Origin of the sequence: Pseudoalteromonas sp. UG3-2, from assembly GCF_037120705.1 — a bacterium.
In the GTDB taxonomy this organism is placed as follows: domain Bacteria; phylum Pseudomonadota; class Gammaproteobacteria; order Enterobacterales; family Alteromonadaceae; genus Pseudoalteromonas.
Genome location: NZ_JAWLJU010000001.1, coordinates 287,769 through 303,105, shown reverse-complemented (window position 1 = coordinate 303,105; position 15,337 = coordinate 287,769). Strand labels below are relative to the sequence as shown.

Genomic DNA, 15,337 nt, shown 5'->3' with positions numbered 1-15,337 from the left:
CAAATTGCTTCGCGCCACATAGGGTTCGATAATGATTATTTTTCTGCGATTTGCCACACGGCAACAGAGCCGGAAATTTCATTTCCGATCACCAATAACGCTTCGCCGGTGGCACTTTGTGCGGCGGGGATAAAGCGCATCCCTTCTGGGGCTAGGTCTCCGCTAATGTCTTCGCCCTCAATCACCCCACGGTTATAAAAGTAATCTTCAAACTGAACATCATAAGGGTTGGTAATGTCATACACCATGATCCCACCCATTCGCTCAAGACCAATAAAGGCAAACGTACGGTCGCCAACTTCACCGAGTGCTAATGCTTCAGGCTCTGGGCCTTTCGCGTCTGAGCGAGTGTCGCCTTCGTTTTCATCTTCGTCGTTATTGAAGCTGGCACCGTGCACGGATGCCGTGATGCGCTCCATGTCATCACCGGAGTCGAATACCACTAAGCCATTGCTATCCCAAATAGTGAAAGAACGCGCGCCATAGGTATATAGTGTTTCATATTGGCCATCATTATTGTCATCCCCCTTTACAGTGGTGACTTTTAAGCGACCAATGTCGTCGTCATCATTGTTCAAATAAGCGAAATTGCTGGCAAGAGTTAAATCTTCAGTGCGTGACTCATCAATATAAGCAAGACAGCCATCGTCTGCATCATAGTCAAGGCCGCCTTTGGCTGTACAATCAGCTGCATCTGTGGCGTCGAAAAAGTACTCGCGACCGTCCCCTTCGTTTGCCGTCACAATAAAGTTTGCACCTTTCCAGGTGTAACTTGAAATCGTATCGGGCTGATACATGCCGTACAGACCAGGGTATTGTTTGAGGTTTATTTTACCGTCTTTGTCAGACGCATCCATCACTAAATTGGACCAATCTTTAAAGCCAAGACCCATTAAAGAGAGGCTGTTATCGCTTAAATCAACTACTGCTAGGCCATTGTTTTCTTGAATAGAAACGTAAGCATAGCGGTTATCTTTAGAAATACTGACGTACTCAGGTTCAAGGTCCATCGCCACCGTGGTATTGATAAGCTTGCCATTAATGGTGCGGCCGGTCGGATTGGCAAACACCATGCCTTTTGCTTCTAGTTCAGCTTGTTGGCCATTAAAAACGGTAAAATCGATTTGGATGGCAGTATTGCTAATAACACCATTATTGATATCAATAACACTGATGCTGCCTTCGGGGTCAACACTGTAATCCCCTGCAGGCTCGCCCTCGTTAGCCACGACCACCTTGTTGCCATCGTGGCTAAAGGTCACCATATCTGGCAAAGCGCCAACCATAACGTTTTTAATAAAGCTAGGCGTTTCGCCTGAGATGTCGTAAAACGCAATCTGGCCATTTTCACCTGTGGTTTTTGCCGCCATGGCCACCGCTAGTAATTGGTTATTTTCATCAATGGCGATGCTGTTGGCCTCTCCGGGCGTGTTGGCGTTGAGCTCAAGGGTGATGGCTGAGTTGAGGTTGGTTGCTGTGATCACCCCTTGATTGTTTTTCACCAAGGCGGCGCTATCAAAGCTTGTCGCCGGGATAATATCCACCACTGCGGCATCGCCAGAGCTATTAATGGCATATATCCACTGCTTAGAAGCCTGATAAGCGACAATTTCTGCTGCGCCTTCAGGGCTTTGTGCGTTTAATACGGCGCGACCAATAAGGTTGATATTCAATCGGCTGTTGGCATCTTTGCCATCAACGCCGTCCTGACCATCTTGACCGTCGGCACCATCGCTGCCGTTTTGGCCATCAACGCCATTTTGGCCATTGCTGCCATCGACGCCGGCATTACCTTGAGGCCCTTGCGGTCCTGGAGCGCCATCGTCTCCGTCCAGTGAACAACCCACTAATAAAGAAGACAGCGCTAAAGCAATAACTGAATGTTTAAACATGGTGATTTCCTGCATATTATTATCGTTGCTGGTACTTAATCACATTGAGATGACTTTGATGTGGCAGCAAGTTGTCAAAATTATTGCGAGAATTTGAAAATACCCACTTGACCTATAGTAAGCTTGAGGTTTTACAGTGCTGGTTCAGAAACGTTAAAGGAGAAAAAGATGGAAGCAGAGTTTTGGCATCAAATGTGGGAAAAGGGCGACATAGGTTTCCACGAAGGCAAGGTAAATCGAATGCTGGCCAGTTTTGGTGAAAAGTTAAACTTAGCAGCAAATAGCAGAATATTGGTGCCATTATGTGGTAAAAGCCTAGATATAAGCTGGTTCTTATCTCGAGGTCATGAGGTCGTGGGCGTCGAGCTGAACGAGTCGGCTATAGTGGCGTTATTTCAAGAGTTAGGACTCAATCCCCACGTCACCACCTGTGGCGAACATAAACAATACCAATACGGCAATCTGTGTGTTTTTGTGGGCGATCTCTTTACCTTAACCCCCGAGCAAATTCAGTCCATAGACGCGATTTACGATAGGGCGGCGCTGGTGGCATTACCCGACACCATGAGAGCGGCTTACAGCAAACAGTTAATGCGGTTAAGCAATAACGCAAAGCAACTGCTGATTTGCTTTGAATATGATCAAACCGCCATGTCGGGTCCTCCTTTTGCCATTATGCCGAGCATGGTGACGGACTACTATCACCCCCATTACCAGCTAGACTTATTGGCCCGAGCTCCGGTAGAAGGTGGCCTTAAAGGATTAAAAGAGGCTGAGGAAAGTGTTTGGCTGCTGAGCCCAGCAACAAAATAATTAAAGTGGTAATAAAATTTATTATTATTTTGATGAACTTTTGTTCATTACCTCCCGTAGGGTTTGAGAGGATGACTAAAAAGTCATCCTTTTTAATCGAATCTACAGGATGAGTATAATGAAAAAGTATATAGTAAGCGCTAGCCTGATGCTGCTAGCAGCATGCAGTGATAGCGATGACGACGTAACCGTAACCCCACCAACGCCGCCACCGGCCCCTGAGTTTTCAGCGACTAAAACCTTCGAGCTAACCCTAAGCGGCAAGCAAGAAGTACCCATGAACGATTCCATGCAAACGGCCACTGCCAGCGTTGAGCTGGACGAGAACTTAATGCAGTTCCGCGCTACTTTGGATTACGATGGTGTGGAAGGTTTTAGTGCTGCACACATTCATGATGGCGACCTAGGCGAAAATGGTGATGTGGCGTTTGCTTTTGAAGCGGCCAGTGAGAACCAAGTGAGCATTCCTGAAACTGAGCTTTCAGAAGCGCTAATGGCAGATATGTTAGACGGTGATTGGTACATTAACCTACACACCGAGCGCTTCCCAAATGGTGAGCTACGCGCACAAATTGTGCCAGACACCACGAGCATTATTACCTTTAAATTAAACGCCGCGCAGCAAGTGCCGATGAACCAATCCAGTGCCATGGGGGATGGCTATGCCGCCTACGACAGCACTAGTGGCGAGTTATATCTTCGTGCGGTCACTTCAGGAGTGGACGATGCCAGCGCAGCGCACATTCACACTGGCCGTATTGGCGCCAACGGTGATGTGCTGGTGGTGCTAGAGCAAGACGACCAAGTCATGTCGGACTGGGTAACACCAGAAGGCACCATGATTGATGAAGAGACATTAAACGTGCTGCTTTCCGGAGGGCATTATGTCAACGTTCATTCTCCAGAATTTCCAGACGGTGAAATACGCGGCCAAATTGTTACCGATAACTATGCTCTAGCAACCTTTAAGCTCTCAGGCGAGCAAGAAGTGCCAGCTATAAACACCATGGCCTCTGGTGAAGGCTATGCACTGGTAAATACCGACGATTATGAAGTAGAGCTAAGAGTAAACACCTCGGGAGTTGAAGACGCGTCTGCTGCTCATATTCACACTGGCCGTGTAGGTATGAACGGCGATGTGCTGGTTGCGCTGGAGCAAAGCATGGACGACATGAATGTCTGGATGACACCAGAGAATACCATGATTGACGCTGAGACGTTCTCAGTGCTTGCCTCTGGCGGACATTACGTTAACGTGCATACTCCAGCAAACTCAAGTGGTGAGCTACGTGGACAAATCTTAACTGATAATTATGCCTTAGCTACATTCAAGCTGGCCGGCGACCAAGAAGTCCCTGCGGTGAGCACTTCTGCTTCTGGCGATGGGTACGCACTGGTTAACACCAATAACTATGGCATTGAATTACGTGTAGTGACCTCGGGTGTAGAAGATGCCACGGCAGCCCACATACACACCGGCCGTATTGGCATGAACGGCGATGTACTGGTGGGCTTAGAGCAAAGCAGCGAGGACATGAATGTCTGGATGAGCCCAGAGAACTTAACCATTGACGCTGAAACCTTTGCAGTGCTGGCCTCTGGCGGACATTACGTTAATGTGCATACTCCAGCTAACTCAAGTGGTGAGCTGCGCGGACAAATCTTAACCGACAATTATGCCTTAGCCACGTTTAAGCTGTCGGGCCAGCAAGAAGTGCCTGCAGTGTCTACCATGGGATCGGGCGATGGCTATGCCTTGGTGAATACAACTAACTACGGTGTTGAGCTACGCGTAGTCACCTCGGGTGTGGAAGATGCCACGGCAGCACACATACACACCGGCCGTATTGGCATGAACGGTGATGTGCTGGTTGGTTTAGAGCAAAGCAGTGACGACATGAATGTCTGGATGAGTCCAGAGAACTTAACCATTGACGCTGAAACCTTTGCGGTGCTCGCATCCGGTGGCCATTATGTTAATGTCCATACTCCTGCACACACCGGTGGTGAACTGCGTGGGCAGATTTTAACCGACAACTACACCCTGGTGGCGTTTCCTTTAAGTGGCGAACAAGAAGTGCCTGCGGTAACCACCACCGCCATGGGCAGTGGCTATGCATTAGTTAATCGTAACGACTTTGCCCTAGAGTTACAGGTACTTACGTCAGGAGTCGAAGACGCTACCATGGCACATATTCATACCGGCTTTGCCGGGGAAAATGGCCCGGTATTGTTGGGGCTAGAGCAAAGCCAAAGTGATGTTAACCGCTGGATGGCACCTGCTGATGCGGCATTAACGGCAGAAATTTTTGCTGTACTTGCCAGTGGCGGTCATTACGTTAACGTTCACACCCCAGCCAACCCAAGCGGTGAGCTGCGCGGGCAAATTCAATAAAACACCAAATTCAGGCCTGCGCAATGTGGGCCTGAATTCACGGACGAGTTAATATTAATTACCCCTTTGTCACCAAGTTATCATCCTTGGCCCCTATACTGATTAAAATTCAGTAACCTTTACCACCCAATGCAAGGACCATGGTTATTAAGATGAATAAAGTAAGCATTGTAACAGCCCTAAGTGCAGCCATATTACTGATGGGCTGTGATGATGATAGCGTCGAACTGGTGAGCGTTGAAAAGCCGGTGGTGATCACTGAAACTAAGACACAAGTAGTGGAAGTGCCAGTAATTGTAGAAGTGCCCGCTGGCAGTGCAAGTACCATGCAGGTTGGCGCGCGACCGCAGTTTTTAATTGCCGACATGGCTGACAGCGCGCTTAAAAATACCTTAGCCGAGTGTAGCAACAATAATCTCTACAAAACCGACTTTTCAATTGGCCACCGCGGCGCGCCGTTACAATTTCCTGAGCACACTAAAGAGTCGTATGTGGCGGCAGCCAAAATGGGCGCAGGTATTGTGGAATGCGATGTTGCCTTCACCAAAGACAAAGAGCTGGTGTGTCGTCACTCGCAATGCGACCTTCATACCACCACTAACATATTGGCCACAGACTTAGCAGAAAAATGCAGCACTCCCTTTGTGCCAGCCGACCCTGACAATGGCGTAGCGGCGCAGGCGCAGTGTTGCACCAGCGATATTACTTTGGCCGAGTTTAAAACCTTGCAAGGAAAAATGGATGCCGCCAACCCCAATGCCACCACGGTAGCAGAGTACATGCAAGGCACCGCAGATTGGCGCACTGATCTGTACGCCAGTCGGGGCACTTTGATGACCCACAGCGAGAGCATCGAGTTATTTAAACAGCTAGGTGTGAAAATGACGCCGGAGCTAAAAACCCCCGCGGTTAGCATGCCATTTGATGGCTTTAGCCAACAAGATTACGCCCAAAAAATGATAGATGAATACAAAGCCGCGGGCGTATCGCCGTCGCAGGTGTGGCCGCAATCCTTTAACTTGGCCGATGTAAAATATTGGATAAACCAAACGCCGGAATTTGGCCAACAAGCGGTTTACCTCGACGATAGATACAGCAACCAATCAGCCAGTGCTGAAAACGCCTTAGCAGCAGAGCAAATCATTCACAACCCCGAGCTGCTTAAACCCACCATGGCCGAGTTAAAGGCGGCTGGCGTTAATGTTATAGCGCCACCGTTATGGATGTTGGTAACTGTTGATAATAACAAAATAATCCCGTCACCTTACGCCACAGCGGCAAAAGCAGCTGGGCTGGATATTATTACTTGGACATTAGAGCGTTCTGGTCACTTAGTGGAGGGCGGCGGCTGGTATTATCAAAGCCTAAACGGCACCCTGGGTGGCGATAATGTCATTAGCAAAGAGGGCGATGCCTTTGAACTCTTACATGTACTTGCTCAAGACGTAGGAGTAATTGGTGTGTTCTCTGATTGGCCTGCTACCACCACTTACTACGCCAGCTGTATGGGGCTGCCCGCAAGTATTTAAGCTTTTCCCTATGACCATTTGGCTGCGGCGAGATATTTTATAGCCCAATGGTCATTTTTGCACTACCCTTTATTGTGAAATGCTGAAAAAAGGCGTTAACAATGAAGCTAAACTCCATCCGTGCTCTAATGACCGCCGTGTTTGGTGGCATTATCGTGTTTGTGGTGATTGTCACCATACTCGTTATTAATATGTATAACGCACTGCTGCAAGTAGAGAAAATGGCCGATAATCGCTATCAAGCCTATCAACTTGCTGATGAGCTAAGACAAAGCTCAGACGACCTTACCCGTTTAGGCAGAACCTACGCCGTGACAGGCAAAGACAAATACGAAAAGATGTACATGGATGTATTGGCCATTCGCAATGGTGAAAAGCCACGGCCAGAGGGCTATCACAAAGTTTACTGGGATCTGGTGTTGGAATATGGCGATCAACCCAAACCCAATGGCCGAAAGGTGGAGCTGCTGGAGGCCATGAAAGCCGCAGGTTTTAGCCAAAAAGAGTTACAGCTATTAGCCAAAGCGCAAGCCAACTCAGATGGCCTTGTGGCATTAGAAGTAGAGGCCATGAACGCCGTAAAAGGTAAATTTAAAGACAGCGCCGGCAACTACACAGTGCAAGGACAACCCGACCTCAACAAAGCCATTCAACTCACTCACAGTGAGGCTTACCACCGTTATAAAGCCAATATTATGAAGCCAGTGGATGCTTTTTTCTCTGAGCTCGAGCAACGTACTCAGCAAAACGTGTTAAACGCCCACAAAGCAGTAGAAAGCAATTTAACTTGGGTGGTGATCATGCTGGTGGGCACTGTATGTTTTAGTTTATTTGGGGTGTATTTGGTACGCCGCCGCATTGTTAAACCCATTGAAGTGTTAGGGCATGCTTTTGAAGAAATTGGCAACAGCAACGATTTACGCAAAACCGTGGATGAAAGCGGCGCCATTGAAATTAAAAGCGTAGCCAGCATAGTGAACCGCATGCTAGGAAGCTTTAAAAATACGGTCTCGAACATAGGTGCCGCGGGCGGGCAGATGTCGCAATCGTCGCAAGAAGTGGCGCACTTTATTCGCAGTAATAAAGAGATCAGCGAAGAGCAAAATACCCGCTTAGATACCATTGCCACCGCTGCGGAGCAGATGACCGTCACCCTCAACGAAGTAACTGAAAACACCGTGAGCACGGCAGACTATGCCAATCAGGTAGAGCAAGAAGCACAGCGTGGCATGGAGGTTATGGCGCAAACCAGCGAGCAGTTTAATGACTTGTCGGAGCGCTTTGATGACACGGCCAATATCATTTCAGAGTTAACCCAACAAAGCGATCAGGTCTCTAATGTGGTGAGTGTGATCCAAGCCATTGCCGAGCAAACCAACTTGCTGGCCTTAAACGCAGCCATTGAAGCGGCCAGGGCAGGTGAGCAAGGTCGTGGTTTTGCCGTGGTTGCCGACGAAGTAAGAACCTTAGCACAGCGCACTCAGCAATCAACCGAAGAAATTCGCGACATTATCCAGTTGCTGCAAAGCAAAGCGGGAGGGGCCAATAACGCCATTCAACAGAGCCAGCAACAAGTTGAAGCCACCAAAGAGCAAGTAATGGTATCGGCAGAGGTGTTAGACAGCATTTTTGAAGCGGTGAGCAAAATTAAAGATCTTACACAAGGGATTGCCACCGCCTCACAGCAGCAACTCTCAGTAACGGAAGATATTAATGCCAACATTACCGGGCTCAGTGACATCTCAAAAGAGGTGGTAAAACGCATGAACGAGTTTATGACCATTGTTGAGCAACTGGAACAAACCAGCGAGCGACTAAACGAAAACGCCAGAGAGTTTACCGTTTAATCTGCTCGCGAAGTGAAGTAATCTGGTGTTAAAGCACTAAGCTGATAGTTAATAAAAGCGGCGCGACATTGGCAACAACGGCATTAACCGCCATGCTAGGTGGGTGCTCGGCGATATTTGCGCCCAGGTCACGGAGCTTAGGTATGGCCGCAAAACTGAGCAACAACACCGGAAACACAATCAACGCGCTAAGTGGCAATACCTTAACCACCACGGCCCCAAGCAAAGCATTGATTGCCAAAACCGCGCTGACAACAAAGGTGATCACCGCAGTATTGACGCCATAAGCGATTGCAAGGTGATTACGACCAACTTGTTTATCGGCCTGAATATCGGGGAGTTGATTCACCAACAGTAAGTTATTGATAGTGAAAAAGGGGATCAGGGCAATCAGAAACACCGCGCCGTTAAGCTCACCACCTTGCACCAAATAACTTCCTAGCACCATGAGTAAACCAAAGCCAAGCCCCGGCGAAATAAAACAGATCCAGGGCCTGCGATTGAGGTATTGGGTGTAACTCACCACAACCGCTAAACCGAGCAAACCAATGGCCGCCATAGCAACACCGTATTGGCTGACAAAATAGAGGCCAATGACTATGACACCAACCAGTGAGCCTTGAAATAAACGCAACACCGCCTGCGACAATTCCCCTTGCTCTTTTAACAGCCCACTGCCGCCACTAAAAGGCGTGCGCTGAGTCACTAAATCTAAACCGCTATGAAAATCTTGGTACTCATTAAGCGTGTTCACCGCCACCGCCGACAGCGTTGCCCCCACCACCGCCAGCACAAAGTGCAGTAGGTTAAAGCTTAAACCATGATAATGAGCCACCGCCGTACCCAAACAAACGCAAAGCGGCGCCAAAACTAAAAACGGCGGACGTGTACTTGGCAATGCCGCCACAATAGAAGCCATACTCAATCCCTTATTTTTTACCAAAAAATATAGCAAACCTCACCAGCATTGCATTGATTTAGCGCAGACATTCAGCGTTCTACCAGCAACCTCTGCAACTAACAAAACCTAAACCAAAAAAACATAATACCAGCCAAAGGAGTAGGAGCCGCTTTACGCGGCGATCTTTTACAGAGGGCGTTTTTAACAGGACACCCACTTGAGGTGGTGGTTTTAGAATTAATTGATAGGACGAATTGATAGGACACCCATCGAAAACTAAGCACCAAACTGCAACGTAGGAGCCGCTTTACGCGGCGATCTTTTACTGAGCAAAGCGTTATCAAGACACCTACTTAAAATCAAAAACCACCGTCACCCTGAACTTGATTCAGGGTCCATAAGCGAAAGCGAAAAGTTTGGCTCCGGAGCAAGCCCAGAATAACGAAAGTAACAGGTAATGGTAGGAGCCGCTTTATGCGGCGATCTTTTATAGAGCAAAGGACGAATTGATAGGACACCCATCGAAAGCTAAGCACCAAACTGCAACGTAGGCGCCGCTTTATGCGCCGCTCTCTTAAAGCTAGCGATGCTTTTATTAAGACACCCACTAAAAACCATCAACTTCACGCCAGTTATAAAACCACCACCGTCACCCTGAACTTGATTCAGATGCTCAGAAGCACATGAGCTCTATTATGCAAATTAAGTGCGGAGCGCCGAGCTTTATTGTTAATATCTAAGCCTAAGAGTACGTTTGAAATGACGAAAACTGCAAATATCAAAAGTACATCTATTAAGAGGAAAACTTTCCTGTGTGGTCTTTAGATTTATCGAATCGTTTAAATCTTGATATAAATAGCCTATCTGGGGCTCTGAGAGATGGAGCTCTGAATGGACGCCTGTTAAGAGCTACAAGCGAAATTTAAGACTGAAGTAACCTTTAGCTTTGTGCTGATGTCGCCAACTTGTTTACGTGTCATAACACCTTCTAACAAGGTTCACCACATAATTGATAGTGTGGTGGTTAGTTGATATGATATGTACCTAAAAAGTGGTGCCTCTACTGTAACCTCACCAGCTCCTATTTCCTTCAATTATATATTTGCTTGAAGTGCTTATTTGAATAAGCCGATAATTCATTTACAACTCTGGATTAAACCTACATGACAAACAAGAATCATATCCTGGCCTTAATGCTAACCTTGCTCTTTTTATTTATCGCAGGCTGCAAATCAAATAGTGCTTATGTCTACAAAGTTGACGAACACAAGGCTTATTGGGTAAAGCCAGCGCGCTTTATGAATAATAAAGTAGTTACCCAAGAAATTTATGGTGCCGATGTTAAGTCTTTTCAAGTTATGACAGATCCAAAGTTTGCGAAAGATAACGCTCATGCATATTATTCTGGTGTACCGATACCTTTTGCAGATGGCAAGAGTTTTAAGCATCTTGGTGGTGAATTTTACGCTGATGATAAGCATGTTTTTCATGACGGAAAAGTCGTAAAGGGTGCAAAGGCCAGTACTTTCCAATTTGTAGGTGGGCATCCTTTATACGGTGACTCGCTTGGAAAAGATAACCAATTCGCTTATATAAACGCAGTTCAGTTTTATGCATGCGACCTTGACTCATTATCTGTTGCTTACGAATACGATGGTGATCCCTCTTATGGCTGGTCAAAAGATAAATTATGTGTACATTATCAGGGTAAAAAAGTTGATGATGCAGATCCTGATTCTTTCGAAGTACTAAACTTAAACTACGGTATCGATAATAATCACGCTTTTTATGAAGATAAATTGATTGTTGGATCTGATCCATCTTCGTTCAGCACATTAAGCGGTTGGAGTAAAATAGATGCGAAAGACAATAACCATTGCTATATAAAAGAGCAAAAGGTTGATTGTGATAACCCAATGCCAAATAAACCAACGGCAAAAAAATATAAATCCAAAGCTGAGCTTGATGAAGCTGCCTCGAAACTGGCTGCTAAGTGGTTAATACAAAACCGAGTGATACGCAAAGCATCACTTGAAAATCAAGCATACTTGTTGTCTCAAGCAGTGTCTTATTTAGGTGACAATTTACTCAGCCCTAAATCAGTGAAAGACATAAATCTTACACAACCCGGTTTACCCAAAAGTTTTGTTTTATCTCCAACTGGGCTATTTTCAAAAGGCTACACTTATGTACTTGCACAGCAAGGCGATGAACTAATTACTTATAATGTTTTTCACCCTGATGTTTATGCAGTAATGAAAGCTGAATTTACGGCATCAGGTAAGCAAATTTCTGAGCCCAGTAAAATTTTAAGTACATATGTTAATAATACACATAAGGGCAGTAAGTGCCGATTTCAGCTGGGTAAATGTACTGAAAATATAACAAGACGGTTTCCGTCAGGAGAAACTAGCACTCGCCGCACTCAATACAATATTGAGTTTGAGAACGGTGTATGGATAAAGCGCACTTTAAATGCAAAACAAAGCCAGAGTGTTCAAGTTTCAGTTTATGACAAGTTTGGATTACCGGTTTATGTTGCACAAGCCAAAAATGGCGCACTGGACTATGAGTATATTCGAGATGACTTAAAAGTTCACTTGGAGTCTGTGAAACCTTAAAGCTAATTGCCAGGACATCATCAAAAGCTAATTACCATAACTGCAAGGTAGGCGCCGCTTTATGCGGCGAGCTTTTATAGTCAGGGATGATTTTATCAGGACACCCACTTGAAGTGGCAGCTTTAGAATAAACTGTCAGGACACCCGTTAAAAGCTAAGCACCAAACTGTAAAGAAGGCGATGCTTTACGCGGCGATCTTTTATAGAGCAAAGCGTTATCAAGACACCCACTTTTAACCAAGTATTAAAAACCCCAATTTTGCACCGCTTCACCTGGTGAAACCAGCTATCAATCAAGGTGCTACCTATAAACAAGCAATCATAACCAAACCTAAAATGGACATTGTTTTCATAAATCGCTTCCAAAAACTAAAAGCCACAAAATCACTATCTGACCGAACTCCTAACAAGGCTTATCTTTTTAGCAAAAAGCGGTATACTTACCAAAGTAAACGAGCAAAAGTGAAGGCTATGATAGAAAAAGAAAAAATCATTGTTCAGTGCTTACGCGAAAAGATCCCCACACTGACTTTGGTGTATTTATTTGGCTCTCGCGCTGATGGCTCTAACACCACTAAAAGCGACTACGACGTGGCAATATTAACCAGCCAACCACTTGATAACTATCAAAGGTTCACAATTGCTCAAGAGCTCGCCATTAGACTAGACTGCGATGTTGACTTAGTCGATTTACGCCAGGCAAGTACGGTGCTAAAAATGCAGGTCGCAAGTACAGGAAGGCTACTATTTGGCGAGAAGATCGAAGACGATACATTCAGTGCCGCAGCTTATTCAATGTATGCGCATTTGCAAGAGCAGCGTCGCGATGTGGTTGATGCATACATTCAAGGTGTTAAAGATGAATGATGTCATCCTCAATAAAATAGCCAACATTAAACGCTGTTTAACACGCATAAACGAAGAGTTTAGCGATGAAGCTGAGTTTAAAACCAACTTTACCAAGCAAGACTCTGTTATTCTAAACCTCCAGCGCGCCTGTGAGGCGGCAATCGATATCGCTAATGTATTAATAAAACAGCACCAGCTTGGCATTCCACAATCTTCAAGACATTGTTTCGAACTAATAGAGACAGGTAACTTTATCGATGCCACCGTGGCCCAAAACTTACAAAAAATGGTCGGCCTAAGAAACATTGCCGTCCATGATTATCAGGCACTCAACATCGACATTGTTATTGCGGTGGTTAAACATCATTTGGGCGACTTTGAGCTTTATATAAAACAAATTCTCAATTCACAAAGCAATTAATAAAAAAGCAGGGTAGGAGCCGCTTAACACTGCGATCTTTATAGCTTGCAAGGCCATTCCGTATTAACAACTATCACCTTAAATAAACCAACTAAAACCTGAAAAAACACCGTCACCCTGAACTTGATTCAGGGTCCATAAGCGAAAGCGAAAAGAGTGACTCCGCATCAAGCCCAAAACAACGAAAGCAACAGGTGATGGTAGGAGCCGCTTTACGCGGCGATCTTTTATAGAGCACAGCGTTATCAGGAAGCAAAGCGTTATAAGGACACCCACTCTAAACTAAAAAACACCGTCGCCCTGAACTTAATTCAGGGTCCACAAGCGAAAGCGAAAAGAGTGACTACAAAGCCACCAGAAAATAATGAGGGCAACAGAAGAAGGTAGGCGCCGCTTTACGCGGCGATAAAACCTAATCAATCGCAGTCAACACCCGATAGGTATCGTAAGCAAATTGGTCAGTCATGCCGCTAATAAAGTCTTGCAACAAGCGGCAGCGATAATAAAACTCATAAACAGCCTGCTCACGCTGCGACTCGCTCAACTCGGCAACCGCAGCCCGATACACGGCAACATACTTTTTCGAAATGCGATTTAATAACCGCGACTCCACAGCAAAACCATTATCACCAGCAAGCGCAGCTTGAAAGGCCGACTCATCCAAATCCAACACCCGTTGGTATTCATTTAAAATACCACTGGTGATCTTGTATCCCTGCAGCTCTAGCTGCTCAACTTCCTTATCAGAAAACACCCGTTTCGCCGCCACCACTTTTAACGCTTTGGCAATGGCGTGCAGGTGACTTTTGTCTTCTAGCAAAGCCCCATTAAAGCTGCCGTCGTATACGGCCTCAAGATTAGTAATAAAGCGGTCTTTGGCATGCTCAACCAAAGGATGCAACAACCCCACCCGCAACCAAATAAAGAACTCGTTTTCAAAGTTATCCGGGTGCTTACTGGCCTTATCGTTAGCATAATGAAGCTTTTTACTCATCAGCTCCAAGTGCTTGTCGTCACTGATCCCAAAGCGGGTGGCAATGGTCTGATATTCTTCAATTAACAGGGCGGTGAGCTCATCGACCCCTAAAATACCTTTTTCTACCGCATCTTCCATATCGGCAAGGCAATAAGCGATGTCATCAGCCGCTTCCATAATATAAGCCACAGGATGGCGATGACCCAGCGGCATTTGCAGCTTGTCGCACAGCTCCGAAATAAACTCGCTCTCGCTGTAGTAATATCCTACTTTCTTTTGCAGCGTACTAAAGGCATCGGCCACCGTAGACTTAGGCGTTGTCGCCGCGCGGGTATATTTTAAAATGGTGGCGGTTTGCGAATAGGTGAGATTAAGCTCAGACAAGGTATGAATAACCCGAATGGCTTGCGCATTGCCCTCAAAACTACAAATATCCAGCAGCAATTCCATTTCTGGGGTTAATACCGCTAAATCCGATTCTTGCGGCGTTTGTTGACCAAAACTAAGCGCCGTTTTAGTGCTGTTGGCAAAACGAGGTTCGGCACTTAGGTAACGCTTAAACCAGTCATTAATCGCCGCTTCGCCAAAATGGCCAAAGGCCGGATTACCAATGTCGTGCAGCAAACACGCCATTTCCGACAGCGTTACCAAGCATTCGCCTAGATCCACTTCATGGCCGTTCTTATCTTGATACTTTAATAACTCACCACGACCTTGCTTTTGCAGTTCAGCGACAATTTTCTTGGCAATAAAACGACCATTTTGCTGCACCTCAAGGGAATGGGTTAACCGCGAACGCACCGCCGCATTGCGCTCCAGCGGAAACACCTGAGTTTTTTGCTGCAACCGCCGAAGCGCCGCACTGTTGATGATACGACCCCGATCACTCTCTAGGCTACTGGCCTCATTTCCACCGGTGTTATAAGGCCGTTCATTGGTGATTTTATGTTTGAAATGCATGGCGCTTCCTCGCTTCGTCAATGCCTAACATCCAATGTATGTGATTGTTTCATTGATGTAAACCGAGGTATCTAAGCATGTTTACTATGAAATTAGCTCATTTTCAGGTTTAATATTAACTTAGAAAGGATTT

The 15,337-nt window shown here is 46.0% G+C and carries 10 protein-coding genes; 7 read left to right on the top strand and 3 right to left on the bottom strand.

What is annotated here, in order from left to right; all coding sequences use genetic code 11:
• Positions 1-35: 35 nt before the first annotated feature.
• Positions 36-1,892 (bottom strand): choice-of-anchor I family protein, encoded by a 1,857-nt coding sequence (locus tag R3P39_RS01180; protein WP_336565181.1) that lies wholly within the window; start codon positions 1,890-1,892, stop codon positions 36-38.
• Positions 1,893-2,060: 168 nt separating this feature from the next.
• Between R3P39_RS01180 and tmpT the strand changes: the two genes are divergently transcribed.
• From tmpT to R3P39_RS01160, 4 genes are all read left to right on the top strand, one after another.
• Positions 2,061-2,705 carry a thiopurine S-methyltransferase gene (tmpT, locus tag R3P39_RS01175; protein ID WP_336565180.1) on the top strand — a complete coding sequence of 215 codons (645 nt, stop codon included), beginning with the start codon at positions 2,061-2,063 and terminating at the stop codon, positions 2,703-2,705.
• 118 nt (positions 2,706-2,823) lie between these two features.
• A complete protein-coding gene (locus R3P39_RS01170) occupies positions 2,824-5,100 on the top strand; it encodes a CHRD domain-containing protein (RefSeq protein ID WP_336565179.1) in 2,277 nt (758 codons plus the stop codon).
• 152 nt (positions 5,101-5,252) lie between these two features.
• Positions 5,253-6,629, top strand: coding sequence for a glycerophosphodiester phosphodiesterase family protein (locus tag R3P39_RS01165; RefSeq protein ID WP_336565178.1), 1,377 nt, complete (start codon positions 5,253-5,255; stop codon positions 6,627-6,629).
• Positions 6,630-6,730: 101 nt separating this feature from the next.
• Complete coding sequence (locus R3P39_RS01160; protein ID WP_336565177.1) at positions 6,731-8,476, top strand: methyl-accepting chemotaxis protein; 1,746 nt, start codon at positions 6,731-6,733, stop codon at positions 8,474-8,476.
• Between the two features lie 28 nt (positions 8,477-8,504).
• On the opposite strand, the gene R3P39_RS01155 is transcribed toward R3P39_RS01160, so the two are convergent.
• Positions 8,505-9,395: a prenyltransferase gene (locus R3P39_RS01155; RefSeq protein ID WP_336565176.1), complete on the bottom strand. Its 891-nt coding sequence runs from the start codon at positions 9,393-9,395 to the stop codon at positions 8,505-8,507.
• A gap of 1,145 nt (positions 9,396-10,540) precedes the next feature.
• On the opposite strand from R3P39_RS01155, the gene R3P39_RS01150 reads away from it, so the two are divergent.
• From R3P39_RS01150 to hepT, 3 genes are all read left to right on the top strand, one after another.
• Entirely contained in the window at positions 10,541-11,998 is a 1,458-nt protein-coding gene (locus R3P39_RS01150; RefSeq protein WP_336565175.1) for a DKNYY domain-containing protein, read from the top strand.
• 471 nt (positions 11,999-12,469) lie between these two features.
• The gene (mntA, locus tag R3P39_RS01145; RefSeq protein ID WP_336565174.1) at positions 12,470-12,865 is read left to right on the top strand and encodes a type VII toxin-antitoxin system MntA family adenylyltransferase antitoxin; all 396 of its coding nucleotides are present in this window, start codon (positions 12,470-12,472) and stop codon (positions 12,863-12,865) included.
• Positions 12,858-13,268, top strand: a complete 411-nt coding sequence (gene hepT, locus R3P39_RS01140; RefSeq protein WP_336565173.1) for a type VII toxin-antitoxin system HepT family RNase toxin — start codon at positions 12,858-12,860, stop codon at positions 13,266-13,268. The genes mntA and hepT overlap by 8 nt, the downstream gene beginning before the upstream one ends.
• Before the next feature lie 412 nt (positions 13,269-13,680).
• On the opposite strand, the gene dgt is transcribed toward hepT, so the two are convergent.
• Positions 13,681-15,204 (bottom strand): dGTPase, encoded by a 1,524-nt coding sequence (dgt, locus tag R3P39_RS01135; RefSeq protein WP_336565172.1) that lies wholly within the window; start codon positions 15,202-15,204, stop codon positions 13,681-13,683.
• Positions 15,205-15,337: the final 133 nt, after the last annotated feature.

Coding starts and splice junctions, on each gene's coding strand:
- R3P39_RS01180 (WP_336565181.1), bottom strand. CDS start 1,892: ATGTTTAAACATTCAGTTATTGCTTTAGCGCTGTCTTCTTTATTAGTG.
- tmpT (WP_336565180.1), top strand. CDS start 2,061: ATGGAAGCAGAGTTTTGGCATCAAATGTGGGAAAAGGGCGACATAGGT.
- R3P39_RS01170 (WP_336565179.1), top strand. CDS start 2,824: ATGAAAAAGTATATAGTAAGCGCTAGCCTGATGCTGCTAGCAGCATGC.
- R3P39_RS01165 (WP_336565178.1), top strand. CDS start 5,253: ATGAATAAAGTAAGCATTGTAACAGCCCTAAGTGCAGCCATATTACTG.
- R3P39_RS01160 (WP_336565177.1), top strand. CDS start 6,731: ATGAAGCTAAACTCCATCCGTGCTCTAATGACCGCCGTGTTTGGTGGC.
- R3P39_RS01155 (WP_336565176.1), bottom strand. CDS start 9,395: ATGGCTTCTATTGTGGCGGCATTGCCAAGTACACGTCCGCCGTTTTTA.
- R3P39_RS01150 (WP_336565175.1), top strand. CDS start 10,541: ATGACAAACAAGAATCATATCCTGGCCTTAATGCTAACCTTGCTCTTT.
- mntA (WP_336565174.1), top strand. CDS start 12,470: ATGATAGAAAAAGAAAAAATCATTGTTCAGTGCTTACGCGAAAAGATC.
- hepT (WP_336565173.1), top strand. CDS start 12,858: ATGAATGATGTCATCCTCAATAAAATAGCCAACATTAAACGCTGTTTA.
- dgt (WP_336565172.1), bottom strand. CDS start 15,204: ATGCATTTCAAACATAAAATCACCAATGAACGGCCTTATAACACCGGT.